Annotated in this window: 27 protein-coding genes; 12 read left to right on the top strand and 15 right to left on the bottom strand. The window is 65.1% G+C overall.

Features of this window, described 5'->3' with window-relative positions:
* Nucleotides 1-129 precede the first annotated feature (129 nt).
* From AC3IQ7_RS18845 to AC3IQ7_RS18775, 15 genes are all read right to left on the bottom strand, one after another.
* Nucleotides 130-492 carry a NirD/YgiW/YdeI family stress tolerance protein gene (locus tag AC3IQ7_RS18845; RefSeq protein WP_099377542.1) on the bottom strand — a complete coding sequence of 121 codons (363 nt, stop codon included), beginning with the start codon at nt 490-492 and terminating at the stop codon, nt 130-132.
* A 27-nt stretch (nt 493-519) separates the two neighbouring features.
* Entirely contained in the window at nt 520-1,092 is a 573-nt protein-coding gene (locus tag AC3IQ7_RS18840; protein WP_077405876.1) for a prepilin-type N-terminal cleavage/methylation domain-containing protein, read from the bottom strand.
* An 87-nt stretch (nt 1,093-1,179) separates the two neighbouring features.
* A complete protein-coding gene (locus tag AC3IQ7_RS18835; protein ID WP_489206999.1) occupies nt 1,180-1,902 on the bottom strand; it encodes a hypothetical protein in 723 nt (240 codons plus the stop codon).
* A complete protein-coding gene (locus tag AC3IQ7_RS18830) occupies nt 1,902-2,675 on the bottom strand; it encodes an ABC transporter permease subunit (protein WP_489206998.1) in 774 nt (257 codons plus the stop codon). Before AC3IQ7_RS18830 ends, AC3IQ7_RS18835 begins: the two co-directional genes overlap by 1 nt.
* Nucleotides 2,675-3,385, bottom strand: a complete 711-nt coding sequence (locus AC3IQ7_RS18825) for a type II secretion system protein (RefSeq protein ID WP_489206997.1) — start codon at nt 3,383-3,385, stop codon at nt 2,675-2,677. Before AC3IQ7_RS18825 ends, AC3IQ7_RS18830 begins: the two co-directional genes overlap by 1 nt.
* Nucleotides 3,382-4,116 carry a hypothetical protein gene (locus tag AC3IQ7_RS18820; protein WP_489206996.1) on the bottom strand — a complete coding sequence of 245 codons (735 nt, stop codon included), beginning with the start codon at nt 4,114-4,116 and terminating at the stop codon, nt 3,382-3,384. Before AC3IQ7_RS18820 ends, AC3IQ7_RS18825 begins: the two co-directional genes overlap by 4 nt.
* A complete protein-coding gene (locus tag AC3IQ7_RS18815; RefSeq protein WP_489206995.1) occupies nt 4,113-4,541 on the bottom strand; it encodes a hypothetical protein in 429 nt (142 codons plus the stop codon). The genes AC3IQ7_RS18820 and AC3IQ7_RS18815 overlap by 4 nt, the downstream gene beginning before the upstream one ends.
* Entirely contained in the window at nt 4,538-5,209 is a 672-nt protein-coding gene (locus AC3IQ7_RS18810) for a hypothetical protein (protein WP_233516098.1), read from the bottom strand. The genes AC3IQ7_RS18815 and AC3IQ7_RS18810 overlap by 4 nt, the downstream gene beginning before the upstream one ends.
* Nucleotides 5,206-6,771, bottom strand: a complete 1,566-nt coding sequence (locus tag AC3IQ7_RS18805) for a hypothetical protein (RefSeq protein ID WP_489206994.1) — start codon at nt 6,769-6,771, stop codon at nt 5,206-5,208. Before AC3IQ7_RS18805 ends, AC3IQ7_RS18810 begins: the two co-directional genes overlap by 4 nt.
* Nucleotides 6,772-6,778: 7 nt before the next feature.
* Nucleotides 6,779-7,984: a type II secretion system F family protein gene (locus AC3IQ7_RS18800; protein WP_099377535.1), complete on the bottom strand. Its 1,206-nt coding sequence runs from the start codon at nt 7,982-7,984 to the stop codon at nt 6,779-6,781.
* The gene (locus AC3IQ7_RS18795) at nt 7,984-9,687 is read right to left on the bottom strand and encodes a GspE/PulE family protein (protein ID WP_489206993.1); all 1,704 of its coding nucleotides are present in this window, start codon (nt 9,685-9,687) and stop codon (nt 7,984-7,986) included. Before AC3IQ7_RS18795 ends, AC3IQ7_RS18800 begins: the two co-directional genes overlap by 1 nt.
* 7 nt (nt 9,688-9,694) lie before the next feature.
* The gene (locus tag AC3IQ7_RS18790) at nt 9,695-11,134 is read right to left on the bottom strand and encodes a tetratricopeptide repeat protein (RefSeq protein WP_489206992.1); all 1,440 of its coding nucleotides are present in this window, start codon (nt 11,132-11,134) and stop codon (nt 9,695-9,697) included.
* Entirely contained in the window at nt 11,131-13,089 is a 1,959-nt protein-coding gene (locus AC3IQ7_RS18785; protein WP_489206991.1) for a secretin N-terminal domain-containing protein, read from the bottom strand. Before AC3IQ7_RS18785 ends, AC3IQ7_RS18790 begins: the two co-directional genes overlap by 4 nt.
* Before the next feature lie 107 nt (nt 13,090-13,196).
* Nucleotides 13,197-14,681: an ExeA family protein gene (locus AC3IQ7_RS18780; RefSeq protein WP_233516096.1), complete on the bottom strand. Its 1,485-nt coding sequence runs from the start codon at nt 14,679-14,681 to the stop codon at nt 13,197-13,199.
* The gene (locus AC3IQ7_RS18775; protein WP_489206990.1) at nt 14,678-15,406 is read right to left on the bottom strand and encodes an ABC transporter ATP-binding protein; all 729 of its coding nucleotides are present in this window, start codon (nt 15,404-15,406) and stop codon (nt 14,678-14,680) included. Before AC3IQ7_RS18775 ends, AC3IQ7_RS18780 begins: the two co-directional genes overlap by 4 nt.
* Nucleotides 15,407-15,614: 208 nt before the next feature.
* Between AC3IQ7_RS18775 and AC3IQ7_RS18770 the strand changes: the two genes are divergently transcribed.
* The 12 genes from AC3IQ7_RS18770 (at nt 15,615) to AC3IQ7_RS18715 (ending at nt 25,032) form a co-directional block, all read left to right on the top strand.
* Complete coding sequence (locus AC3IQ7_RS18770) at nt 15,615-17,318, top strand: GspE/PulE family protein (protein ID WP_099377531.1); 1,704 nt, start codon at nt 15,615-15,617, stop codon at nt 17,316-17,318.
* Nucleotide 17,319: 1 nt separating this feature from the next.
* Complete coding sequence (locus tag AC3IQ7_RS18765) at nt 17,320-18,555, top strand: type II secretion system F family protein (protein ID WP_322427874.1); 1,236 nt, start codon at nt 17,320-17,322, stop codon at nt 18,553-18,555.
* Complete coding sequence (locus AC3IQ7_RS18760) at nt 18,555-19,061, top strand: type II secretion system protein (RefSeq protein WP_489206989.1); 507 nt, start codon at nt 18,555-18,557, stop codon at nt 19,059-19,061. Before AC3IQ7_RS18765 ends, AC3IQ7_RS18760 begins: the two co-directional genes overlap by 1 nt.
* 78 nt (nt 19,062-19,139) lie before the next feature.
* Nucleotides 19,140-19,613 (top strand): prepilin-type N-terminal cleavage/methylation domain-containing protein, encoded by a 474-nt coding sequence (locus AC3IQ7_RS18755; RefSeq protein ID WP_489206988.1) that lies wholly within the window; start codon nt 19,140-19,142, stop codon nt 19,611-19,613.
* A gap of 3 nt (nt 19,614-19,616) precedes the next feature.
* A complete protein-coding gene (locus AC3IQ7_RS18750) occupies nt 19,617-20,312 on the top strand; it encodes a pilus assembly FimT family protein (RefSeq protein ID WP_489206987.1) in 696 nt (231 codons plus the stop codon).
* Nucleotides 20,302-20,859, top strand: a complete 558-nt coding sequence (locus AC3IQ7_RS18745; protein ID WP_489206986.1) for a type IV pilus modification PilV family protein — start codon at nt 20,302-20,304, stop codon at nt 20,857-20,859. The genes AC3IQ7_RS18750 and AC3IQ7_RS18745 overlap by 11 nt, the downstream gene beginning before the upstream one ends.
* Nucleotides 20,856-21,743, top strand: a complete 888-nt coding sequence (locus AC3IQ7_RS18740) for a prepilin-type N-terminal cleavage/methylation domain-containing protein (RefSeq protein WP_489206985.1) — start codon at nt 20,856-20,858, stop codon at nt 21,741-21,743. Before AC3IQ7_RS18745 ends, AC3IQ7_RS18740 begins: the two co-directional genes overlap by 4 nt.
* Entirely contained in the window at nt 21,740-22,198 is a 459-nt protein-coding gene (locus AC3IQ7_RS18735) for an agglutinin biogenesis protein MshP (protein WP_489206984.1), read from the top strand. The genes AC3IQ7_RS18740 and AC3IQ7_RS18735 overlap by 4 nt, the downstream gene beginning before the upstream one ends.
* Nucleotides 22,199-22,329: 131 nt before the next feature.
* Nucleotides 22,330-23,289: a type IV pilus biogenesis protein PilM gene (locus AC3IQ7_RS18730; protein WP_099377524.1), complete on the top strand. Its 960-nt coding sequence runs from the start codon at nt 22,330-22,332 to the stop codon at nt 23,287-23,289.
* The gene (locus tag AC3IQ7_RS18725) at nt 23,286-23,954 is read left to right on the top strand and encodes an MSHA biogenesis protein MshA (protein WP_489206983.1); all 669 of its coding nucleotides are present in this window, start codon (nt 23,286-23,288) and stop codon (nt 23,952-23,954) included. Before AC3IQ7_RS18730 ends, AC3IQ7_RS18725 begins: the two co-directional genes overlap by 4 nt.
* Nucleotides 23,954-24,634, top strand: a complete 681-nt coding sequence (locus tag AC3IQ7_RS18720) for a type II secretion system protein M (protein ID WP_489206982.1) — start codon at nt 23,954-23,956, stop codon at nt 24,632-24,634. The genes AC3IQ7_RS18725 and AC3IQ7_RS18720 overlap by 1 nt, the downstream gene beginning before the upstream one ends.
* Nucleotides 24,619-25,032: an MSHA biogenesis protein MshK gene (locus tag AC3IQ7_RS18715; protein WP_489206981.1), complete on the top strand. Its 414-nt coding sequence runs from the start codon at nt 24,619-24,621 to the stop codon at nt 25,030-25,032. The genes AC3IQ7_RS18720 and AC3IQ7_RS18715 overlap by 16 nt, the downstream gene beginning before the upstream one ends.
* Nucleotides 25,033-25,068: the final 36 nt, after the last annotated feature.

Below are 25,068 nucleotides of genomic sequence, written 5' to 3'. Positions count from 1 at the left end.
AATGAAAAGATGCTAGACGAAATTGATTGTTCTGACAAGCCTAGTTTCTGGAGTGGAAAAAAGGTTGCGCAAGGCATACAGAAGAGGGGTGATACCCATCCCGCCGTGGCGGCGGGATGGCACGGCGGATTACGGCACCACGGTCAGCACGTCGACATCGATTTCCGGGCTTTCCATGAAATCCTTCTCCACTTCGCCGCGGATTTCCACCCGGGTTTTGGCGTCGATCTTGCGGTTCATGAAGACCTTGTCGTCGATATCCACGCGGATTTCCGCCGTGCCATCGGAGAACGTGTATTTCTCGTTGCCGACTTTACGCAGCAAATGGCCGCGCAGCACGACGGCCTGGTCGTCGACGGGATTTTTCAGGATGGCGGCGACGCTGCTGGGCGCGGCCGGGCCGGCCGTCGGGCCCACGTATTGGGCGTGCGCGCTGCCGGCCAGCAAGGCGCAGGCGGCCAGGGAGACGATGAGTGTGCGGTGCAGTGGCATGGTATTCCTTTGATAGTGACTGGCGGCTCAGAAAAAGACGGCGGTGCGGGGAATGATAGCACCGGCATTGCCATAGGGCATGTTCGCCCGGACACTGCCCGTGCTGGCCACGCCATCGTCGAGTTTGCTGTCTATCTGTTCCGCGTAGCTTTCGGGCAAGTTGTCGAAACGGATGCCGTTGCCGGCGCGCCCGCCCACTTCGTCGTTGTACAGGTAGACGGCGCCGCCCTGGGCGCTGGTCATGAATTGCGAGGTGCCGTTGAACGAGCCGGTGATGAAGCCGCCCAGCGCCAGGTGCTGCGGCGCCAGCGTGAATTCGCGCGGCTGGCCATCGCCGATCTGGCCGTCGCCATTGCCGTTGCCGGCCGAATTGGGCACGTGCACCGTGCCCTGGAGATCGTCGCCGGGCAGGGCGCGGAACTTGTCCTGATAGGCGTTGACGGCGGCCGTCAGCGCATTCGACTGCTGGATGATGTTTTTCACCTTGGCGCTGTCGATCAAGCCTTGTCCCTTCAGCACGCCGCCGAGCAGCAAGCCGATGATGACCAGGACGATGGCGATTTCTACGAGCGTAAAGCCGTGCTGGCGGCGTGGGGGCATGGGATTTCCTTGAAAAAAAGTGCTACAGCTTGGGATGGCAGTTTACTGCAATTGGTGCCGGGCGCGCATGGCATTTCAGGCAGCGGGTCATGGGACGGCCTTTGCTTTCTTCTTGGCAAGTTCGTCGAGCCGTCGCGCGAGGAAAGCCAGCTCGTGCGGATCGCTGATCTGGCCGCTGGCGAGCAGGCCGCCGATCACCAGGCGGGCGCTGTCGAGCTGGTCCATGTCTTCCAGGATGAACGCTTCCATCTCGCGCACCCAAGGCGGTACGTGCGGTCCCGTCGCCAGCCGGCGCAGTGCGCGCGCGTAGCCGAGCGCCAGCGGCAAGTCGTGCAACTGGTGCTTCGCCACCAGCACGGCCTGCGCCATGGCGGGCCAGCGCCGCTGCGGGTCGGCTGCGAAGCTGGCGGCGACAAAAGCCAGCATGCGGCGCGCGCGTTGCGGGTCGGCCACGCCAGCGTACACTACACTGGCGGCCACCAGCGCATACTGGCTGCGCGGATCGAGCGTTTGCGCCGTTTCCAGCCAGCCGGCCAGGCGATCATAGTCGAGCTCGCGCCACGGCAGGCTGACGCCGGGCTGGTCTTCGAACGATTGCAGGTACAGCAGCATGGCCTTAGCCATGGCCAGCGGCTCGCCCAGGCTGGCCAGGCGCGCCACGCCAGCCGGCGGCGCGGCGGGCAGGGGGCGTGCCTGGGCGGGAGCGTGCTGCTGCGCCAGACGCCAGCCCAGCTGCAATAGCAAGCATGCCGCCAGCAGCCAGCACAGGGGGCGCGGCACGCTGGACCAGGGGCGCTGCGCGGTGGCCATCAGATGTTCCTGCGGTAAAAGTCGCACAATGCGCAGCTGGCCAGCAAGGCCACATAGATGCCGGTTTGCGCTGCCACATCGAGCAGCGCCTGCCAGTCGCCGGTGGCATACAGCAGCCATTCCGTGCGCGTAAAGGCATCCAGGCGGGGCAGGAGCAGGGCCAGCACGTCGATGGCGCCGGCCGTTGCCTGTTGCGGCCAGGAATCACCTGCCTGCGGGCCGTGCGCCAGCAGTTGCAGGCTGCCCAGCATGCGCGCCAGCACGTAGAAACCGCCCGTGGCGGCCAGCGCCGGCAGGGCTTGCTGCAGGCTGGCCGCGCACAGCAGGCTGAAGGCGGCGACGATCCACAATTCTCCCAGCAGCGACAGCGCCCACAGCGCGCTTTGCGCGGGCGCGGCGAACAGCGCCATCAACAGGCCGAACAGCACGGCGGGCACGGCCGCCAGCACCCCGTAGCCCAGCAGTTTGCCCAGCAGGTAGGCGGCGCGCGGCATCGGCAGCGCCAGCAGCAGTTCCAGGCCCCGGTCGGCCGCTTCGCGCGCCATGCTGGTGATGATAAACGTGGCCAGCAGGAAGACGCCGGCCAGGCGCAAGGTGGCCGCCAGCAGGGCCGCCTGCACGGCGCCGCTTTCCGTCAGCGCCAGTTGCTGCAGGAAGCTGGCCAGGGCGGCGGCGGCGCAGGCGGCCAGCAGGAACAGCCACGGCAGGCGGCTGCGCAGCGCTTCGAGCAGCGTGTAGCGGGCGATGGTGACGGCGGGCGAGAGCATGGACATCAGCGCGGCAGCCTTTGCGCGGCTACCATGCGGTTGAACAGGATGTTCGGCGACAGCCAGGCGACGAGGTCGTCGAACTCGCCGCCCACCTGCTGCGGGCCGCTGGCGGCGCGGCTGATGACGGTGGTGGCGTTCGAAGCATTGTTGCGCTCGTCGACATTGTTGCCGAACGGCACAGCCTGGCGCTGGCCCTGCACGCCGGTGGCGCCGAAACCGTTCTTGCCGTGCGACATGATCATGGCGGGGATGTCGTTCAAGGCCGTCGCCTGCAGCAGCGCGCCGCCATTGCGCGTGACGATGCTGATGTCGCGCGGCGTCGACAGGCTGAAAAGCTGGCCGCTGTCGCTGAAGGCCGGCGTCACGCTGTAGCGGAACAGATTGTTCCAGCTGTCGCCCTGGCGTAGTCCCAGGGTAGCCCAGGGCAGGAAACCGGCGCGTTTTTCGCCCGTGCAGCGCGTGCCGCGCCGGTCTTCCAGGCCATTGCCGGCGGAGATGGCGGGACAGGGCAGGTAGCCGTAGCGCAGCGCGTAACCGGCCAGCGCTTCCTTCGCTTCGTTCAGCGCTTGTTGCGTCTCGGCTACCTTGCGCTGTTCCAGTTGCACCGCCAAGGGCGTGACCAGGCCGCCTATCATCAGGCCCACGATGACGAGCACGATGGCGATCTCGATCAGGGAAAAGCCGCCCTGGCGGCGCGGATGGCGGGCGCTCATGGCAGGTTGCGCGCGGCGCGCATGCGTTGGTACAGGGTGGGCAAGGTAATCCAGGTCAGCATGTCGTCGAAGGCGCCACCGGGCAGCGCGGCATTGCCGGTGGCGGGGCGGGCAATGAAACTGCGGCTGGCGCGGTCGTTGGCCGCTTCGTCGATATTGCCGCGTGCCATATTGATCTGCATCACGCCGCTGCCGGCCGTGCCGTAATGATCCTTGCCTTGCGAGAACAGCACGACAGGCAGGCACTGGACGCTGACGTCGCACTGTTCCTGGCCCGCCACGAAGACGAATTCGCCGCGCGCGCCGCGCTCGAGCACGACTCTGTTGGCGATGGCGGAAAACGAGACGATGGGCGCGCGCGCCATTTCCGGCGTGACGCTGTAGCGCAGCAACTTGCCCCAGGCATCCACCCCGTCCACGCCCAGCGCCACCCATGGCAAAAAGCCGCTGCATGCGGCATCGTCGGCGCAGTCGGCGGCCCGTTCGCGCCCGTCGAGAGCGGAGGCGGCCGGACGTGGCAGCCGGCCTTGCGTGGCGGCAAAACCCAGCAAGGCTTCGCGCGCCTGCGCCAGGGTGGCCAGGGTGCGCTGCTGGCGTTCGGCCTCGCCCGTGTTGCGGCCAAAGGCGCTGATCAGCAGGCTGGCCGCGCCCAGGCCCAGCACGGCGACCAGCAGCAGCAGGGCGGCGCCGCGCTGGCGACGGGTTTGACGATGAGCTGGCCGTGGCGTCATGGCGGCGTCTCCTGCGCCTCGGTCACCGTGCCGCTGGCCGGATCGTAGCGCTGGCCAGGTTTGAGCAGCAGCACCTGGCCGTTCGACAGGCGCAGGGTCAAGGTGCCGGGTTTGTCACGGGCAAGGCGGTTGTGCGGCTCGTTCTGCGCTTCCTGGTTCAGCCAGACGGTGGAGCGGCCGCTGCTGCGCTGCACCACGCCATTCAATTCCACGGGCGGGGCGGACGGCGGTGGCGGCGGTGGCGCGGCCATGACCGGATCGGGTGGCGGCGGCCCGTAGCGCTGCGCGTCGAGCTGGGCGCGCTGCTGGGGCGACAGGAACAACCGCCCCAGCTGCTGTGCCTGTGCTTGTGCCTGGGCCGTGAGCGCGGCGCCGGCCAGCAGCGCGCCAAGGATCAGGGTGCGCGGGATGAGGAGGGACTTCATGGCGGCCCCGGCACGGCCAGGCTGTTGACGGTCAGCCACAGCAGCTCGCATTCGGCGCCCAGGGCGGGCGCCGCCTCGCCGCCGGCCGCGCCATGGCGCTTGAGCGTGCAATCCTGCACGGCGAAATAGCCGGCCTGGCGCAAGTCGTCAAACAGGTTCAGCAAATCCATCTCGTGCAGCAAATCCATCTGCAGGCGCATGCGGCTGCCACGCAGATGATATTGCCCCATCACCATCGGCAACGGCACTCGCAGCCCTTGCTGCGGGCTGATGTCATAGCTGATCGGCAGCAGCTTGCGCTGTTCCTGGCTGCGGCGGATGGCGTCGATCCAGGCCAGGCGGTTTTCCTCGCCGATCAGGCCGCGCTGGCGCAGGGCCAGGAATTGCGGCTCGTAGGCGCGGATTTCCTGCTTTTCCGCTTCCGCGTGGTTGAACAGGGTGGCCGCCGCCGCGCGCGTATGCTGGGCCAGGTACAGCTGTTGCGCTTCGCGCATGCGATAGGCGGCGCTCAAGCTGAGCAGCGCCATGCTGACCAGCAAGGTCAGTGCAAAGCACAGCAGGGCGCCGCGCACCAGGTGCAGTTCGCCCAGCCAGGCGGGCAGGGTGCGCATGGGCGTGCTTGCCCGCTGCATGCCGGGCAGGGGTGGCTGCTTGACGGGGCCGCTCATGGCTGCCACTCCAGCAAGAGGGTAAAGCGGGCCTGGCTGTCCGGCGCCGGCGCGGCGCTCTTGCCGGACAGGGCCACGCTGGGACGCAAGTCGAGCGGCGTTTCCTCGAGCGTCACCTGCATGCCAGGCTGGCGCGCCAGGGTTTGCGCGAAGGCCGTGATGGCGGCGAGCGCGGCGCGGTAGTCATTGTTCGGCATGGCCACATCCGCTTCCAGGCGCAGCGCCTGCGGCGGCGCGACAGGGATGCCGGCCAGGCTGCTGCCCAGCGGGCGACCGCTTTCCGTCTGCGGCGGCGCCTGCTGGCTGCCGCTCGTGCGCGCAGGGGGCGGTCCCGCGTTCCAGTGCAGCTGGCCCAGCTGGATTTGCGGCGCCTGCTCCAGCGCTGCGCTCAGCATGCCCAGCAGGCGGCCCGGCTCCGGCGCCTGGCTGGCGATCATCTGCCCCAGGGTGACGGCCACTTTCATGTTCTGCGTCTTGGCCGGCGCCGGCGGCTGCGTCGACATGACGCTGCGGTAGCGTTCCTGGTAGGACGCCGTTTCCTGCGCCAGCCGCTGCGTGCTGGCCCCGTCGGCGATGCCGCCAAGCAGATTGATCACGCACCACAGGGCGGCCGAGGCGCCGATCAGCGCGCTGGCGCCATACAGCGTCTTGCGCGCGCGCTGGAAGTGGTAGTAGCGGGCCAGCGCGCCGGGCGGATAGTGGCTGGCCGGCGGATGCTTGCCCAGTAAGGTCAGCAGCAATGCATCGGCCAGCGCCGGCGTCTGGCGCAAGCCCACCCGTGCGCCGGCCAGTTGCAGGTCGATGAAGTGGTACGCCACTTCGACGCCGTTGTCGCACAGCAGTTCAAGCTTGGCGATCTGCGCGGCCGGCGCCAGGATGACGGTATTCAGAAGGTCGCCGCGCGCCAGCATGCGCGTGCTGGTGAGAAATTGCCGCGTCTTTTCCGTTTCCAGCGCGATATTCACGGCCACGCCGTCGAGTGCGATGGTGGCCGTCTGGCGCGAGAAGCGCAGCTGGCCCTTTTCATAGTAACTTTGCCGCAGGCCGCCCGATTGCTGCGTCACCAGCAGCAGGTGTTCGTGCGCGATCGACAGCTTTTTGACCAGCGCGATACTGAGCAGGCTGGTCGAATAGATGCCGGCCACGGGCACGCGCAAGTGTTCGAGCGCCTCCGTCCACGGCTGCAGCAAGGTGGGATTGGTGAGGGCGAAAAACAGCACCTGGTCGTCGTGGCGGCCCGTGCTTTCGCGGCCCAGCATGGCGCTGCCCCGGTAGGGCGTATCGCGGTGCAGCTGCTGCCTGCGCCGCTCGAGCAGGGCGCGGCCCGCCTTGCCGCGCACATGGGGCACGAGCTGATGCTGGAAATCTTCCTCGATCAAGTCCGTCAGCAGGTAGGCGGGCACGCCCAGCCTTTGCTCCTGCGGGTCTTCCTGCCACGCGGCGAAGCCGTCCAGCCCGGCCGCGCTGGCGGGAAAGGACTGACCGGGGCCCAGCACGCCGTGGTCCCAGTCGTAGGCGCACAGGGCGTCGCTGGTGAGGTAGAGTAATTGTTTGCGGAACACGGCGGCCTCAGGTTTTGATTGTGCTGATGGTGTCGTAAATCGGCCCCAGCACCGACAGCATGATCCAGCCCAGCAGCAGGCCCAGGATGACCGTCATGGCCGGCTCGATCATGGCTTGCACTTTTTCAATCAATTCCTTCACTTCGCGGTTGTAAAAGTAACTGACATTGCGCAAGGCCGTGTCCAGCGAACCCGTGGCCTCGCCCACCTTCAGCATGCGGATCACCAGCGGCGGGAAGATGCCCGTGTGCTGGAAGGCGGCAGTGACGCCGTAGCCTTCGCTGATCAGCTGGGCGGCGCGGCGCAGGCCGGCCGCCACCACCTGGTTGCCGGCGATGCCTTCGGACAGGCGGATACATTCGAGGATAGTGATGCCGGAGGCATACATCAGGGCAAAAAACGTGGCGAAGCGGGCCAGGATGATCTTGTGCAGCACGGGGCCGACCAGCCACAGCCGCAGTTTCAAGCCATCCCAGGCATAGCGGGCGCCTTCGTTGCGGCGGATCAGGGCGCGCAGGCCGAAAAACAGCAGCACGGGCAAAGCCAGCAGCAGATACCAGTAGTCGATGAACACGTTCGATACGGCAATGAGCACGCGCGTGTGCAGCGGCAGCTCGCCGCCCATGTTGCGGATGAAGGCCGTCAGCTGGGGCACGAGATAAATCATCAGGAAAAACGTCACGGCCGCCACGACGATGGCGACGACGACGGGGTACATGATGATCTTGCGCGTCTGCGAGGCCAGCTCGTCCTGCCATTTCAGGCTTTCCGACAGGTTCTTGAACACCTCGGCGATCCTGCCGCTTTGTTCTCCCGCCAGGATCAGGCTGGTAAACGTGGCGTCGAAGATGTCGCCATGCTGGGCCAGCGCGCCCGACAGGGGCAGGCCGCCCTCGATGCTTTCGATCAGGTCCGTGACGACTTCGCGCAGGCGCGGATGGTCCGTGCTTTCGCGCAAGTCATTCAAGCCTTCCAGGATGGGCACGCCGGCCCCCGTCAATTGCTCCATGTGAAAGCAGAAATTGATCAGGTCGCGGCGGTGGATGATGCGCTTGCCCAGCAGCACCAGATACTGGCCCGTGATCTTGCAGTCGATCAAGTCGAGCTGCATGCGGTGCAAACGCGCTTCCAGGTCCGGCACGTTGGCCGCCTCCATGCTGCCGGGAATCAGGGCGCCGGCGGCATCCATGGCGCGGTAGACATATTGCGCCATCAGGCCAGCCTTTCCGTCAGGTCCACCACGCGGCCTACTTCTTCCAGGGTAGTGACGCCTTCCAGCACGCGGCGCATGCCGTCGTCGACGATGCCCTTGAAGCCGGCCGCGCGCGCCGCGTTCTTCAATTCGCGGCTGCTGGCGCGGCGCGCCGTCAATTCATCGAGTTCGGCCGTCATCTTGAGGATTTCCATGATGGCCAGGCGACCCTTGTAACCCTGGTGCGCGCAGCGCTCGCAGCCGACGGCGCGGCAGATGGACACGGGCGCTTCGTCCGGGACCAGGCCCAGCAGGCGGCGTTCGATGGTATCGGCGATCACTGTTTCCTTGCAGTGCGGACACAAACGGCGCACCAGGCGCTGCGCCACGATGCCGATGATGTTGCCGGCCATGATGTCGGGCAAGATGCCGATGTCGAGCAGGCGCGCCACGGAACCGATGGCCGAGCTCGTATGCAGGGTGGAATACACCTGGTGGCCCGTCATGGCGGCGGCAAAGGCCATTTCCGCCGTTTCGCGGTCGCGGATCTCGCCAACTAAAATGATATCCGGGTCTTGCCGCATCATCGAGCGGATGCCGTCGGCAAAGCCCAGCTTGACGGATTCGTTGACGGAAGTCTGGCGTATCATGTTCATCGGATACTCGACCGGATCTTCCAGGGTCATGATGTTGACGCTTTCCGTATTGATATGGTTGAGTATCGAATACAGGGTGGTGGTCTTGCCGCTGCCCGTCGGGCCCGTCACGAGGATCACGCCGTCGGGGCGCGCGATCATGAGTTTCAACAAGTTCAGCTCCGCTTCGGCCAGGCCCAGGGAATCGAGCGGGACGATGCCCTTTTGCCGGTCCAGCACGCGCAGCACGACGTTTTCGCCATGCGTGGTGGGCTGCGCCGAGGCGCGGAAGTCGATTTGCCGCCCGGAAAACTTGATGCTGATGCGCCCATCCTGCGGCGCGCGCGCCTCGGCGATATTCATGTTCGACATCACCTTCAGGCGCACGGCCATGGCTGGCCAGTACGATTTGTGCAGGCTGCGGATTTGCCGCAGGATGCCGTCGATGCGGTAGCGGATGCGCAGGAACGACTGTTCCGGCTCGAAATGGATGTCCGAGGCGCCGTTCTGCACGGCATCGGCCAGCAGCGCATCGATCAGGCGCACCATGGGCTGGCTGTACTCGTCCGACGGCGAGGCCATGCTTTGATAGCTGACTTCGCCCGTTTCGATTTCGTGCAGGATGCCGTCGATCGACAGTTCAAAACCATAGTACTGGTCGATGGCGCGCGAAATATCCGATTCGTTGACGAGCACGGTGGAAATCGTGATGCCCTTGACCAGCATGGCGCTGATTTGATCGAGCGCAACGATGTTGCTGGTGTCGGCCATGGCCAGGATCAGATTGTCCGCCTGCCGTTCATAGACGATAGGGAAGACGCGATAGCGCTTGGCCACGTCTTTCGGGATCAGTTTTAATGCAATGGCGTCGACCACCAGGCTCGACAGATCCGCGCTGACCTGTTTCAGGTTTTCGCTGAGCGCCTCGCGCACGGTGGCTTCCGTCACAAAACCCAGGGTGATCAAGAGCTTGCCCAGCGGTTCGCTGCTGCGCCGTTGCTCGATCAGGGCGATGCGCAGCTGGTCTTCGCTGATCACGCCTTTCTGGATCAGCAGTTTGCCGAGGGGAAGTTTTGCCTGTTCTGCCATGTGATGCTTATTCCTGACGGGGGGTGATGATGGCTGGCTCGGCCACGGGTGCTGCCACCGGTGCGGGGGCCGTCAGTTCGCGCAAACGCGTTTGCACGACGGCCTGGTCGAAGGCGGCGGGAGTCGTCTGCGCCAGGGTCAGGGCGCGCTGGTAATACGTGGCGGCCAGCCGGGGCTGGTTCAGCCGGTCCAGGCCCACGGCCAGGTTGAAGGCATAGTCGGGATTGCCGGGCGCGGCGCCGTAGGCGCGGAAAAATTGCTGCTGTGCCTCGTTCCAGCGGCGCTGCTTGGCGTACACATTGCCCAGCGCAAACAGCACTGGGGCGCTGTCGGGGCTGCGCGCCAGGATGGCTTTCAATTTTGCCTCGCTCTGCGCCACATCGCCCTGGCGCAGGCCGATCAGGCCGGCCAGCGCTTCGCCATCGTCGGGATTGATTTCCAGCAAACGCACGTACAGGGCCGCCGCCTGCGCACCCTGATTTTCGCGCAGGGCCACGGCCGCCAGGCCCAGCAGCGCGTCGCGGTTGTTCGCATCCTGTCGCAGCACGGTTTCATATTGCTGACGAGCAAAGCCCAGCTGGCCCCCGTTGAATGCCTGGTAGGCTTGCTGCACGCCGGGGTTGATTTGCGGTGCGGCGACGCTGCGCTGCACCTGGATCTGGCTATTCTCGGGCGCGGCCAGCGGTGGCAGGCTCGGTGGCGCGGGCGGCGCCATGTGCGCCAGCTGGGCCGCCACGGCGGCCTGGGCTGCCGCCTGTATCATCGCTTGCTGATCCGCTGCCGCCGCTGCCGCCGCTGGCTGGCGCGCGTCGCGCGGATAGTCGGGCGGCAGTGCAGCGGGCGTCATGGCGTCCGTCGGCGCGGCGCCCGTGGCCGGCAGCACTACGACGGGGCCGGCAACGCCGGCCGTGCCCGGGGCGTCCGTCAACGGCATGGGCACGCCGGGCAGGTTGGCGCCCGCGCCGGGGCTGGTGCTGGCGCGCCAGTACCAGTACGCCATCGAGCCGGCCACCAGCAGCAGGATCGCCAACAGCACGGCCAGGCGCACGGTGGCCGGGTCGACGCTGATGGGGCCAGTGGGACCTTTCGGCGGCGGATTGCTGCGGCTGGCGCGGGGCCGGGCTGGCGGCGGTTCGGGGCGCGCGCGCGGCGGCTCGGGAGGCGGGCCGGGCTGCGCGCCTTGCTGCGCAGCTGGCTGTGGATCTGGCTGGGCAGCATTTTGCGCCGGCTGCGGCGCGGGCGCGTCCGCCAGCGGTTCCAGGCGCAAGGTGCTGGCCGGCTGCACGGGCGCTGGCGTGGCCGGCGCGGGACGGGGCGGCAGGGCGTCGGCCGGCGCCAGTTCCAGCACCTGGTCGTAGGCTTCGGACGGCTTTTCCAGTTCCTCGTCGGAAAGGCTGTTCTGTTTGGCGCGCTCGGCTTTCTTGAGCGCCTGCATCAGTAAGCTCATGGGAAGTCTCCCTGCAAGCGCGCCTGCGGCCGGACGGCCGGCGCTGGCGGGCCATCCGTGTAGGGCTGGCTGTTGAGCGGCGCCTGGCCGGGCAGCAGGTAGCGGTAATCGCGGTAATCACCCTCGACGCTGGCATCCTTGACCACCACGGGGCGCATGAAGATCACCAGTTCCGTCTTGCTGCTTGCTTCATTGCGGTAGGTAAACAGATTGCCCACCAACGGCAGGCTGGACAGGCCGGGCACGCCATCGCGGGCATTGTCGATGGAATCCTGCATCAGGCCGCCCATCACGGCGATCTGGCCATTGCCCACTTTCATGATCGATTCCAGCTCGCGCGCCTGGATCACGGGCACGCGGCTTTGCACGTTGGCCGTGGCCAGGGCCGGATTCGGGTCTTGCACATAGCCAACAATGCGCGTGATGGTGGGGCGCACGTTGAGGGTGACTTCATCGCTGTCGGAAATCTGCGGCGTGACACTCATGACGAAGCCGACGGGCACCGTTTCCAGTTTCGATTCATACGTGGCCGGCGTGGTGATGGTGCCCGTCGAGCTGATCACGGCGGGCGTCACCTTGATGGTAAAGAAGACATTGTTGTCGACCACTTTCAGCATGGCCGTCTGATTGTTCAGCACGCTGATCTTCGGGCTGGACAGCACTTTCACCTTGCCAAACGATTCGAGCAGCTGGATGGTGGTGGAAAAGCTGTCTTTCAGATAATTGAGCAAGAAGATGCCGGGCGTGGCGTTCGGCGTGACGCCGCTGGACAGGCCCGCCGTACCCACTTGCCCCTGGCGCAATTGCAGGCTGCCCGTCAGGCGCGACCAGTTGATGCCTTGCTGGTATTCATTGCTCAGGCGCACTTCGATGATGGTCGCCTCGATCAGCACTTGCCGCTTGGCGCTGTGCAACACCGCGTCGAGGAATTCGGCGATCTTTTCATGCTGGCGCCCCGTGGCGCGCACGGCGATCAAGCCACCCTCGACGTTGACGACGACGGACGAGGGGCTGCCCTTGTTGGCCAGTTTCAGCAGCGGCATGCCGTTCGCGTCCAGCGGCTGGCCGGGAGTCGCGTTCTGGCTGGGCACCTGCTGGCCCGGCATGTTTTGACTCCCATTCGGGTTGCCATACTGCATCGGCGGCTGGGCGCCGTACTGGCCCGTTGCGCCGCCGGCAGGGTAGTTGCCAGCCTGGTTCTGTAGCTGCCCTTGCTGCCCCTGCTGGCTGGGCATGGTCGTCAATTGCTGGTTCAGCTGCGCCAGCGGGTCCACCTGCACATCGTTGAGCGTGGTCTCGCGCAGCAGGTCGCGGATATTCTTTTCCAGGCTGTACCAGAAATTATTTTCCGAACGATTCACGACCAGGGTGGTCGAATTGTTATTGCCGTTACCGCCGCTGCCTTGTGTGCTGCCAACGGGGTTGCTGGCGTTGTTCGACCCGCCGCCCGCCGTGGAAATTTGCGTGGCGATATTCACGCTGCTGTTGGTGCTGCGTGCCATGTTGACGTAATCGACCTTGTAGGTGCGCCATACGGGTGCGTCGGGCAGCACCGTCAGGTTCTTGCCATCGATTTCGTAGCGCATGTCGACTTGCTTGCCGATACGCGCCAGCAGTTGCGGCAGCGTCTGGTTCAGCGCATTCAGGGTGACACTGCCTTCGATTTGCGGGTGGATATCGATATTCATGCCCGCGTCGCGCGCCAGCGCAAACAGCAGCGATTGCACGGGCACCTTGTGCACGGTGACGCTGTAGGTTTCCACTTTGGGCGCCGGCAGGGGCGCGGCCAGCGCGCTGCTTTGCTGCACCGGTTCGGGAATGACGCCGGCGGGAACGGGCGCGGCATTGAGGTGGGCAGGCGACAGCGGCGTTTGATGCGTGGCGCAGCCGGCCAGCATGGTGCTGCAGGCGAGGGCGACCCAGGAGGCCAGCACAGGAATAGGGTGTTGAGTCATGAAAAGTTCGCCCTTGAAGTCGTGTTGTGCTTTTGTAATTTTACCCAGCATGATCGCTCAAAAGCAATCGGCTGTGCAGGCCCGGGAGGCAATATGCCGAAATAAAGTCAGGGGGCGCCACGCCCCGTTTTCGCCGCGATCATGGCTTTCATTTCCATGCGGATACTATCTATGTCGCTCAGCAATATTTTCTGTGGCGACGCCGGGGCCAGCCTGGCCCGCACGGCTTCGGCGCTGGCCTGGTCGGCAAAGCTGCCGTAGACGATGAGCAGGCGCGCGGCGGAGGTATTGCCCGGCGTCTTTGCGGGCGCGGCGCCAGGCAAGCGAAACACATGGAGGTCGCGCAGGCCGGTGGCTTGCTGCGCCTGCTGCAGGAAGGTTTCCGCCGCAGCCGTTTCGGTGGCGGGCAGGCTGGCGATTTGCAGCACCAGTTGCTGAGGCCCTTGCTTTGCCAGCCAGTCGCGTGATTCGGCCAGCTTGCTGTCGAGCAGCGTGGATGGCGCTGGCAGCGGTGCGTCCGCAACGGCTGTCTGCAGCGCGCCTGGGTGCGCAATGGCGGGCGTGGTGGCGTGTGCCTGCGATGCCTGGCTTGCCGGCGGGGCCGTCCTGACGGTCGCCGCTGTCTGTCCCTGGCTGCCCGTCAGCCATTGCCACAGCAGCGCAGCGGCCAGCAACAGCATCAGCGCGCTCAAGGCGCCTGCCAGCAGCTTGCCCGCATGCCAGGGCGGGCGGTAAAAGGGGCTGTCGGCAATGGCCAGGCGCACGTGGCGCGCGCTGATTGCCTGCGCATCGTCGGCAAACGCGGCCAGCAAGGCCTTGTCTGCCAGAATATTGATCCTGCGCACGATGCCCTGCGCAGCGCGTGCCAGCCGGCGCAGCGCGGCCGGCGTAAAAACGAGCGGCGCCGTGCGGCCGGCGGCGGCCAGGCGGCATGCCAGATAGTCGTCCAGCAAGGCCCGTGGCAGGCGCGGCACATTAAAACTGTGGGTGATGCGTTCCTTCAATTGGCGGAACTGGGGCAAGTCCAGGGTGTGCTGCAATTCCGGCTGGCCAAACAGCACGATCTGCAGCAGCTTGTGGCTGGCCGTTTCCAAATTCGTCAGCAGGCGCAGCGCTTCCAGGGTGGCGCCCGGCATGGCTTGCGCTTCTTCGGCCAGCAGCACCACCTGGCGCCCCGCCGCATGCCGGGCGATCAGCTCGCCGTGCAGGGCGCGCAGCACGGCATCGGCGCGGCAGCCATCCAGCGCCAGGCCCAGTTCGGCGGCGATGGCGTGCAGCACTTCGTCCGGTTCCAGCCGGGGATTGAGCAAATACAGCACGTCGACCTGAGGCGGCAGGCGTTCGGCCAGCATGCGGCACAGCATGGTCTTGCCGCTGCCCACTTCGCCCGTCAGCTTGATGATGCCTTCGCCTTGGGTGACGGCATACAACAGCGCAGCGAGCAGTTCGCCCCGTGTATTGCCCGTATAAAAGAAAGCCGGGTCCGGCGTGATGCCGAACGGCGCCATGCGCAAGCCGAAGTGGCGCAGATACATGCCGTGCGGCGAGGGCGCGTAACGGCTGGGGCTGGCGAGGTGCGTGTCGGCGTTCATGCCGCAATGCAATTGAGGAAAGCCTGCTCCAGGCTGGCGTCGGTCGCGCCGCCATGACGCGCGCGGCATTCGGCGGGCGTGCCTGTAAAGACGATGCGGCCCGCATGCAGGATGGCCATGCGGTCGCACAATTCTTCCACGTCGGCCAGCGCATGCGAGGTGAGCAGGGCGCCACGGCCTTGCGCGCGCGCCTGCCGCAGCACTTGCTTGAATTGCGCGCGCGCCTTCGGATCGAGTCCGCTCATCGGTTCATCGAGCACCAGTTGCTCCTTGCCCGACAGCAAGCAGGCGGCCAGCCCCAGTTTCTGCATCATGCCTTTCGAGTACTCGCGCGCAGGGCGCAGCAGGGCGTCCGGGGCCAGGTCCAGCGCGTCCAGGGTTTGCTGCAGCGCCTGCGCATCGGGGGGGACCTTGTGCAGGCGCGCCAGGTAGCGCAGGAAGTCGCCGCCCGTCAGGTAATACGGCGCCTGGAAACGTTCCGGCAGAAACGACAGGGGCTGGCGCGCCGCGCCATGCCGGTGCGGCTGGCCAAAAATGGCGATCTCGCCCCGCTCGGGCGTGCAAAAGTCCAGCAGGCATTTGAGCAGAGATGTCTTGCCCGCGCCATTCACGCCAACCAGGCCGAACAGCTCCCCCGCGCGTACCTGCAGGTCGACGCCGCGCAGCACGGCGCTGCCCGCCAGCTGCAGATGCACGTTGTGGAACTCGATGGCGCAGGCGTTCATAGGGACAAGGGTCGGCAGGCAAGACGGGATACGACCGCCATTATTGTCACGGGCGCGAGCGGGCGGCAAGTGTTTCCTTGCAGAGTGTTGAAATGCGTAAAAATCAAACGATGGAATGTATTTTCTTTAAGAAACAACAGGTTCTGGAATAAAATACCCCCGCGCGCCGCTGGCGTGCATCGTCTGAAGAATTTGTCGAGGAGCAAGCATGGCAAGGCCAGAGAAAGTCCGGCTCGGTGAAATTTTGGTGCAGCAGAAATTGCTGACGGAAGAACAGTTGGGCCAGGCCTTGACGGAACAGAAGCGTTCGGGACGCAAGCTGGGCCGCGTTTTCGTCGAGCACGGCTTCGTCACGGAAGAGCAGATTTCGGGCGCCCTGGCGCGCCAGCTCGACATTCCCTACATCAATCTGAAGTTTTTCAACATCAATCCCGAACTGGTGCGGCTGCTGCCGGAAACCCAGGCGCGGCGCTTCCGCGCGCTGGTGCTGGAAGATCGTCGCGAGGGCTTGCTGGTCGGCATGTCCGACCCGACCGACCTGTTCGCGTACGATGAAATTGCGCGCCTGGTCAAGCGGCAGATCGAACTGGCCGTCGTCAATGAAACGGAAGTGCTGGCCGCCATCGACCGCATCTACCGCCGCACGGAAGATATTTCCACGCTGACGCGCGAGCTGGAGCAGGACCTGGGCGATGTCTCCGTCGACTTCGGCGCACTGGCCGTCAATCCAGGCCTGGAAGAGGCGCCCATCGTCAAGTTGCTGCAATCGGTGTTCGAGGATGCCACGCAGGTGCGCGCCTCGGACATCCACATCGAGCCGCAGGAAGGCCGGCTGCAGATCCGCTTCCGTATCGACGGCGTGCTGCATTTGCAGACGGAAGCGGACAGCAAGATCGCCAGTTCGCTGGCCCTGCGTTTAAAACTGATGTCGGACCTCGATATTTCCGAGAAGCGCTTGCCGCAGGATGGCCGCTTCGCCATCCGCGTGAAAAACCAGCGCATCGACGTGCGGATCTCGACCATGCCGACACAGTACGGCGAATCGGTGGTGATGCGCTTGCTGAACCAGGGCGGCACGACCTTGCGCCTGGACGCCATCGGCATGCCGCCCAAGCTGGTGGCGCAGTTCCGCGCCATCGTCAGCCGCCCGAACGGCCTGGTGCTGGTGACGGGGCCGACCGGTAGCGGCAAGACGACGACCTTGTATTGCGCCTTGTCCGAACTCAATTCCGTGGAGAAAAAGCTCATCACGGTGGAAGACCCCGTCGAGTACCGATTGCCCGGCATTAACCAGGTGCAAGTGAACGACAAGATCGAACTGAACTTTGCCCGCGTGCTGCGTTCGGCTCTGCGGCAAGATCCCGACATCGTGCTGGTGGGCGAGATGCGCGACCAGGAAACGGCGCAAATCGGCCTGCGCGCCGCCATGACGGGTCACCTGGTGCTGTCGACCCTGCATACGAACGACGCCATCAGCACGCCGCTGCGCCTGATGGATATGGGCGTGCCCCGCTACATGGTGGGCAGCTCGCTGCAAGCCGTGCTGGCGCAGCGCCTGGTGCGCGTGATCTGCGAAAGCTGCAGCACGCCGTACGCGCCGACGCCAAACGAATACGAATGGCTGCGCCTGGAACTGGGCGAGCTGGTCGAGCGCAACCAGTATTTCCACGGCAAGGGTTGCTCGCATTGCAACGGCATGGGTTACCGGGGCCGCACGGGCGTTTACGAATTGCTGGAAATCACGCGCGCCGTGGCCGACGCCGCCAACCATGCCGATCCATCGCACTTCATGAAGGTGGCGACGGCGCAGATGGCGGGCGAAACCCTGCGCCGCCACGCCGTGCAGCTGGTGGTCCAGGGCCGAACGACGGTGATGGAAGCGATGCGCATCAGCAACCAAAGCGAGGATTGAGGTGCCGTTTTTCTCCTACAAGGCGCGCAGCGCCAGTGGCGAACTGCTGACCGGCGTGATGGAAGGTGCCGACAGCGGCGCCGTGGCCGACCAGTTGATGGCGGGCGGCAGCACGCCCGTCGACATCAGCGCCACGAAACAGACGGTGACGAAGGCCGGTTCCAACCAGCTGGGCTGGTGGGCCAGGCTGACCGAGAAAAAAGTCACGCCCATGGACGTGCAGTTGTTCAGCCGCCAGCTGTACACTCTGCTCAAGGCGGGCGTGCCCATCATGCGCGGCCTGGCCGGCTTGCAGGAGTCCGCCATCAGCCCCGCGTTCGGGCGCATCATCAAGGATGTGCGCGAGTCGCTCGACGCGGGCCGCGAACTGTCGGCCGCCATGGCGCGCCATCCCGCCATCTTCACGCCGTTCTACCTGTCGATGGTGCGCGTGGGCGAAATGACGGGGCGCCTCGATGAAGTGTTTTTGCGCCTGTTCGACCACCTGGAATTCGACCGCGACATGCGCGCGCGCGTGAAAACGGCGACGCGCTACCCGACCTTCGTCGTCTTCGCCATGCTGGCCGCCATGGTGGTGGTGAATATCTTCGTCATTCCCCAGTTCGAAAAGGTCTTTGCCAGTTTCCATGCTGAACTGCCCTTGATGACGCGCATCCTGATCGGTACCTCGCGCTTTACGGTGGCGTACTGGCCCATCCTGCTGCTGTTGGGCGCGGGCGGCTTTTTCGGTTGGCGTGCCTGGCTGCGCACGAAACAGGGTTTATATAAGTGGGATCGCGCCAAGCTGCGCCTGCCGATCGCCGGCAAGATCATCCTGAAAGGCACGATGGCCCGTTTTGCGCGCAGCTTTGCCCTGTCGAGCACGAGCGGCGTGCCCATCGTGCAGGCGCTGACGGTGGTGTCGCAAACGGTGGACAACACGTATTTGAGCGCGCGCGTGGAACAGATGCGCGACGGCGTCGAGCGGGGCGAAAGCATCTTGCGCACCTCGGTGGCGGCCAATGTGTTTACGCCCGTGGTGCTGCAGATGATCGCCGTGGGCGAGGAATCCGGTTCGCTCGACGATCTGATGGACGAGATCGCCGACATGTACGAGCGCGAAGTCGATTACGAGCTGAAAACCCTGTCGGCGCAGATCGAGCCGATTTTGATCGTCTTCCTCGGCGCCATGGTGCTGGTGCTGGCGCTGGGCATCTTCCTGCCAATCTGGGACCTGGGCCGGGCGGCCCTGCACTGATGGCCAAACCGTTCCGCCAGCGCGGTTTCACCCTGTTTGAGCTGGCGGTGGTGGCGGGCGTGTTCGCCATCCTGATGGCCGTATTCTTGAACCGGGTCAGTTATTACCAGCAGCAGGCGCAGCAGGTGGCCGTGGCGCAGATGCTGGGCGTCCTGCGCACCAGCTTGCGGGTGCAGGTGCTGCACCTGTACCTGGCGGACCGGCGCGAGCAGTTGCCGGCGCTGGCGCGGCAAAACCCGTTCGACTGGCTGGCCGACAAGCCGGCCAACTACCTGGGCGAGTTCGCGCAGCCGGAGCTTGAAAAGTTACCTGCAGGGAATTGGCTGTACGATAAAAAAGAACAAAAAATCATCTATTTGTTTAGTAATGGCAATATTTTTCCCAGTAAAAGGGTTGATTCAGTGAAATTTAAGGTAACCTTGCCACGTGCGGACGCCGATCTTGACAAGCTCGCCCAGGAACCCGATATCGTGGTGTGGAAATCGCCGGACCCGGCAGCAAACTGACGCGCTTCCTGGTCCGGTGCAGCGACAGTTTCATGGCGTTGGTTTTGAATTTTTTATTTGATTTTGGAGAAAGCAAGAATGAACAAGTCTTTACGTAGTATGAAACGCGGCGCCCAGGCAGGTTTTACCCTGATCGAACTGATCGTCGTCATCGTCATCCTCGGCATCCTGGCCGCCACGGCGATTCCCAAATTCATCGACATGTCGACCGATGCGCGCGTGGCCAAGATGCAGGCGGCCGCTGGCGCCCTCAAGGCGGGCGCGGCGCTGTACCATGCGCAATGGCTGGTGAGCGGTTCGCCCGCCGATGGCAACTCGGTGAAGATGGAAGGCCAGGCGATTACCGGCGTAGGCGGCTACCCTACGGCCGATGCCGCCGGGATTGGACTGGCTGCGGGTATTGCCACTCCTGATTACGTGATCACAACTACCGCAGGTTTCGTCGTGACCCCTGATGCAACGCGCACGACATGCTCGGTTACCTACCCCGCCCCAACGGCGACTGTCGCCCCGGTAGTGTCCATTGCGGCAACTACCAACACGTGTAAGTAATCTTTGAGCAAACTGCAAGGAAAGTCCGGCCACGCCCGGCCTTCCTTGCGCACCACCAGCCCAACCCCAGGCGCCAGCCCGTTGGGCTTTTTTACGGGCCATCCATTGCAGCAGCCACCGACAGTCTTTCCGCATCGCCAAGCAGGGCCGCCACGCCCCCTGCGGCGTACGGCTGCGCGCGGCTTTACCCTGATCGAGCTGGTGGCCGTGCTGGTGCTGGCGGGTTTGCTGGCGACCTTTGCCGTCAACCGGTTTTTCCAGCGCGACACGTTTGACGCGCGCAGTTTTGCCGACCAGGTGACGAATATCGTGCGCTACGGGCAAAAGCTTGCGGTGGCGCAAAACCGTGCCGTGTTTGTCAGCATCGATGCCAACAAGGTGGCCCTGTGCTTCGATGCCGGCTGCAGCGATGAACAGAAGGTGGTGCCGCCGACGGGCAGCAACAGCGGCAGCAAAGACACGGTGAAGTATTGCACGGCGACCAACTGGCTGTGCGAAGGCCGTCCGGCCAGCGTCACCCTGTCCACCGACGCGAAGGCTACACCGAGCTTTTATTTCGACGCGCTGGGCCAGCCATATGTGCTGGCCAATGTGTTTCCTGACGCATCGACCTTCCCTGCGCGGCTGCAAATCAGCATCCAGGGCGACGGCCTGACGCGCACCGTCACGGTTGAAGGGGAGACCGGCTATGTCCATTAGCCAGCATCGCCGGCGTGAACGCGGCGTGACCCTGATCGAACTGGTGCTGTTCATCGTCATCGTCGGCCTGGCATCGGCCGCCATCCTCGGCGTAATGAGCCTGACGACAAAGCACAGCGCCGATCCGCAATTGCGCAAGCAGGCGCTGGCGATTGCCGAAGGCATGCTGGAAGAAATCCAGCTGGCGCGGTTTACCTATTGCGACCCGCAAGACCCGGCTGCGCAAACGGCGACCAGCCCGGCCGGCTGCACCGTCCCGGAAGGGCCGGGGGAAGAGGCGAACGGCGCGGGGCGGCCGTTCGACAACGTCAACGATTACGTGAGCGCGTATGGCACAGCCACGGAGTACAAGACGGATGCGCAGGGCGCCGTCTGGGCTGCAGGTTCCCCCCAGGAATACGTTGCCTCTGTGGTGATCACCCAGGCAGCCCTGAACGGCTTGCCTGCCACGGAAAGCCTGCGTATCCAGGTGACGGTGCCGTATGCCGACCAGCAGATCGTGCTCGACGGCTATCGCGTGCGCTATGCGCCGAACAGTATCCCATGAAAAATTTTCTTAACGCCAGGCGCCGTCCGCGCGGCTTTACTCTCGTCGAGATGGTCATCGTGATCGTCATCACGGGCATCATCGGCACCATGGTCGCCGTCTTCATCCGCGTGCCCGTGCAAGGCTATATGGATGTCACGGCGCGCGCCGCGCTGGCCGACACAGCCGATACGGCGGCGCGCCGCCTGACCCGCGATGTGCGCCTGGCCCTGCCCAACAGCGTGCGCGTGTCGAACGACGGCCTGTTCCTGGAATTGTTGCTGACCAAGACGGGCGGGCGCTACCTGAGCGATAGCGATGCGGCCGCGCCGGGCAATGTGCTGAGCTTTGATACCCCTCCCGACCCCAGCCTTCCACTGAACTTTACCGTCGTCGGCGCCATGCCCGTCAATGCGCTGGGCGCGCGCCAGGCGATCAGCGTGGGCGACCAGATCGTCGTCTACAACTTGGGCACGGAGTACGCGCCGAACAATGCCTATGCCTGCAGCGCGGCGAATGGCTGCAACCGCGCGGCCGTGACGGGCGTGTCCGGCGGCGTCGTCACGCTCGGCAGCTATCCTTTCACGACGGCGCCGGCGCCGCTGCCGTCGCCATCGAACCGCTTCCAGGTGGTGTCGACGCCCGTCACCTATGCGTGCGATCTGGCGACCGGCACCCTGACCCGTTACGCCGGCTATGCCATCCAGGCCACCCAGCCGGTTGCGGCGGACTTGAAGAATGGCGCACTGCTGGCGCGCCAGGTGACGGGGTGCGCCTTCAGCTATGCCGTGCTGGCCAATGTGCAGCGGGGCCTGGTGAATATCAGCCTGAGCCTCGGTGCGGCGAACAGCAATACGGGCGTGCTGCGCCTGGTGCAACAGGTGCAGGCGAGGAATACGCCATGACGCGCTTGCTGCGCCAACGCACGGGCCGCATGCGCGGTTTCAGCCTCGTCACGGCCATTTTCCTGCTGGTGGTGCTGGCCGCGCTGGCGGCCGTGATGGTGAATATCTCCACCTTCCAGCAGACGGAATCGGCGATGGACGTGCAGGGCGTGCGTGCCGAGCAGGCTGCCCGCGCCGGCCTCGAATGGGGTTTGCAGAAACAGATCAGTGCGGGCCTGACCACCGGCGCGGCATGCATCGGCGGTACCACGTTCAGCTTGCCGGCGAGCACGACACTATCGGCGTTCAGCGTCACCGTGCAATGCAGCTCGGCCACGGCGCCCGCTACCTTGACCAGCTGGACCATCACGGCCACGGCGTGTAATCAGCCGGCCTCTGTCGAGCCGCGCTGTCCGAATGCGGGCAATAACGCCGATTACTTCCAGCGCCGCCTGCAAGCCGTGCTGTCGCAGTAAGGTCAACTGCATGAAAAAAAGATCGCTAATTTATTGTTTTTACACAATAAAGTTGGCTTCATGAATTAAAATTGGTCGGATGCATTATCTGCGCGACAAGATCGGGCAGGCACTTACACTGGATAGTTCGCATGGGTTTATTCGCAAGAGCAAAGAAGTACGATGGATGGCTGGCTACGGCGTTTGGCCGCGAAGGCGTCAGCGCTGTCGTTGTCGAGCGTCCCGCCGATGGCATGCCGCGCGTGCGGGGCGCCAGCTACCAGGCGGCCGCGCGGCCGGCGCCGGCCGAGGTGCTGGAAAAACTGGGCAAGGAACTGCAGGCGACGGCGCACCACTGCACCAGCGTGCTGGCCGGCGGCGAATACCAGTTGCTGTCGCTGGAAGCGCCGGCCGTGCCGCGCGAGGAACTGAAGACGGCCGTGGGCTGGCGCCTGAAGGACATGCTGGACTTTCCCCTGGCCGAGGCCACCATCGACGTGTTCGACATCCCCGGCGACCCGAACGGCACCCAGCGGGGCAGCAGCGTGTTTGCCGTCGCGGCGCGCAACAGCGCCGTGTCGCGGCGCCAGGCGCTGTACGCCGAATGCAAGATCGGCCTGTCCGTGATCGATATCCCCGAGATGGCGCAACGCAATATCGCCACCTTGCTGGAAACGCCGGGACGCGGCATCGCCGTGCTGTTTTTCGATGGCGACGGCGGCTTGCTGACCATGAGCTTCAATGGCGAGCTGTACCAGGCGCGCCGCATCGACGTGACCCTGACGCAACTGCAGTCGCCTGACGCCAGCCAGTATTACGACCGCGTCACCCTGGAATTGCAGCGCTCGTTCGACCATTTCGACCGCCAGTTCCATTTCATTTCGCTGGCCCGCCTGATGCTGATGACGGGCGCCAGCGATGGCTTGCACGCGTATCTGGCCGACAATCTCTACATGCCGGTGGAGCAGCTGGACCTGGCCACGGTGCTGGACCTGTCGCAGGCCGCCGAACTGCGCGACCCCGCCATGCAGGCGCGCTACTTCCTGGCCATCGGGGCTGCCTTGCGCGAGGTTGGCTTGCACCCGGGCAAGCATGAAGGGAAGGGCGCATGAGCCAGCAGATCAATCTGTTCAATCCCCAGTTTGAACTGAAAAAACACCATATGTCGGCGCGCACGGCCGGCCTGGGCCTGGGCGGCCTGGCGCTGGTCTTGCTGGCCGCGGGCATGCTGGCCCAGCAGGCTTTGGCCGGCCTGGAGCAGCGCGAAGCGGGCGTCAAGGCAGCGCTGGCGCAAGGCGAGGCGAAGCGTGACCAGATCTTGCGCGATTTCCCGCCACGCAAGAAAGATCCGGCCCTGGCGCAGGAACTGGCGGCCGTCGAGGCGCAGCGCCAGTTGCTGCAGGATGCGTCAAACGTGCTGGAAGGCGGCAAGCTGGGCAATACCCTCGGCTATGCCGGCTATTTCCGCGCGCTGGCGCAGGCCAGGGTCGACGGTGTATGGCTGACGGGCGTCGATATCGCCGGCGCCGGCAATGACTTCGGCTTGCAGGGCCGCGCCTTGCACGCGTCGCTGCTGCCCGCCTACATCACGCGCCTGGGCCAGCAGGAGGTACTGAGAGGCAAGACCTTCGCCAGCCTCGACATCGGCCAGCCCCAGCCGCCGGCCGTGGCCGTGGCCGAGGGCAAGGCGCCCAGCCTGCCTTATGTCGCGTTCAGCCTGCAATCGGCCGACCGTGCCGCCACGCCGGCAAAACCTGTTGCGGGAGGAACGCGCTGATGCTGCCCTTGCTGAAGAAATGGGCTACCGCCTTCGATGCCCTCAGCCTGCGCGAACGGCTGATGGTGTTTGGCGCTGCTGCGGCCGCCGTCCTGTTCGTGTTTTATTTCATGAGCTTTAATCCCCTGCTGGCAAAACGCGCCGCGCTGGAGGCGAGCCTTGCGCAAAAACAAAGCCTGTTGACTGCCACCGACAAGGAAATCGAGCTGACCATGCTGGCCCACGCCACCGATCCCGACCAGGAAGCGCGTACGCGCCTGGTAGCCTTGCAGGCGGAAACGGCATCGCTGGCGCAGGCGTTGCGCCAGAAGCAGCATGGCCTGGTGGCGCCCGAGCGCATGGTGACCTTGCTGGAACACTTGCTGCGCCGGCACGCCGGACTGCGCGTGGTGTCGCTGAAAACCTTGCCCGCCAGCGCCGTGGGCGCACATTCAGCCGATGCCGCGAACGGCGCTGCGGCGGACAAGGTGGCCCCGGCCCCCCTGCTGCACCAGCACGGCGTGGAAGTGGTGCTGCAAGGCAGTTATGCCGACATGGTGCAATACATGCAGGCGCTGCAAGCGATGCCGACGCGCGTCTTCTGGGGCGCCGCCCACCTCGACGCTGCCAGCTACCCGAACGCCAGCTTGACCCTGACCTTACATACCCTCAGCATGGACGATACATGGATCGCACTTTGACCGTTGGCCGCGCGCTGCCGGCGCTTTCCCTGGCGCTGGGGTTGACGCTGAACCTGGCGTGGCCGGGCGCGCAGGCGCAGGCGCTCGATGATCCGACGCGCCCGCCGGCAGCCCTGTGGGCGCCCGCCAATACCACTCCCGTCGTCGCGGCCCGGCCGCAGCTGCAATCGGTGCTCATCTCCACCCAGCCGGGCGGGCGCCGCCTGGCCGTCATCGATGGCCAGACGGTCAGGGTCGGCAGCAAGGTTGCCGGCGCTGTGGTGACGGAGATCCGCGACACGGCTGTCGTGTTGCGGCGTGGCAAATCACTGGAAACCTTCAAGCTGTACCCGAGCAGCAAGACCGATAACAAGGCCGATCGCAAGACCGATAGCAAGACCGGCAGCAAGCAGGAGTAGAAGAAGTGGCCAAGCAACTCAATCAACACAAGGCGA

It is taken from the genome of Janthinobacterium sp. GL_088 (assembly GCF_057837845.1).
Note: the sequence above shows the minus strand (reverse complement) of the source record. Positions and strands in the feature narration are given on the sequence as shown.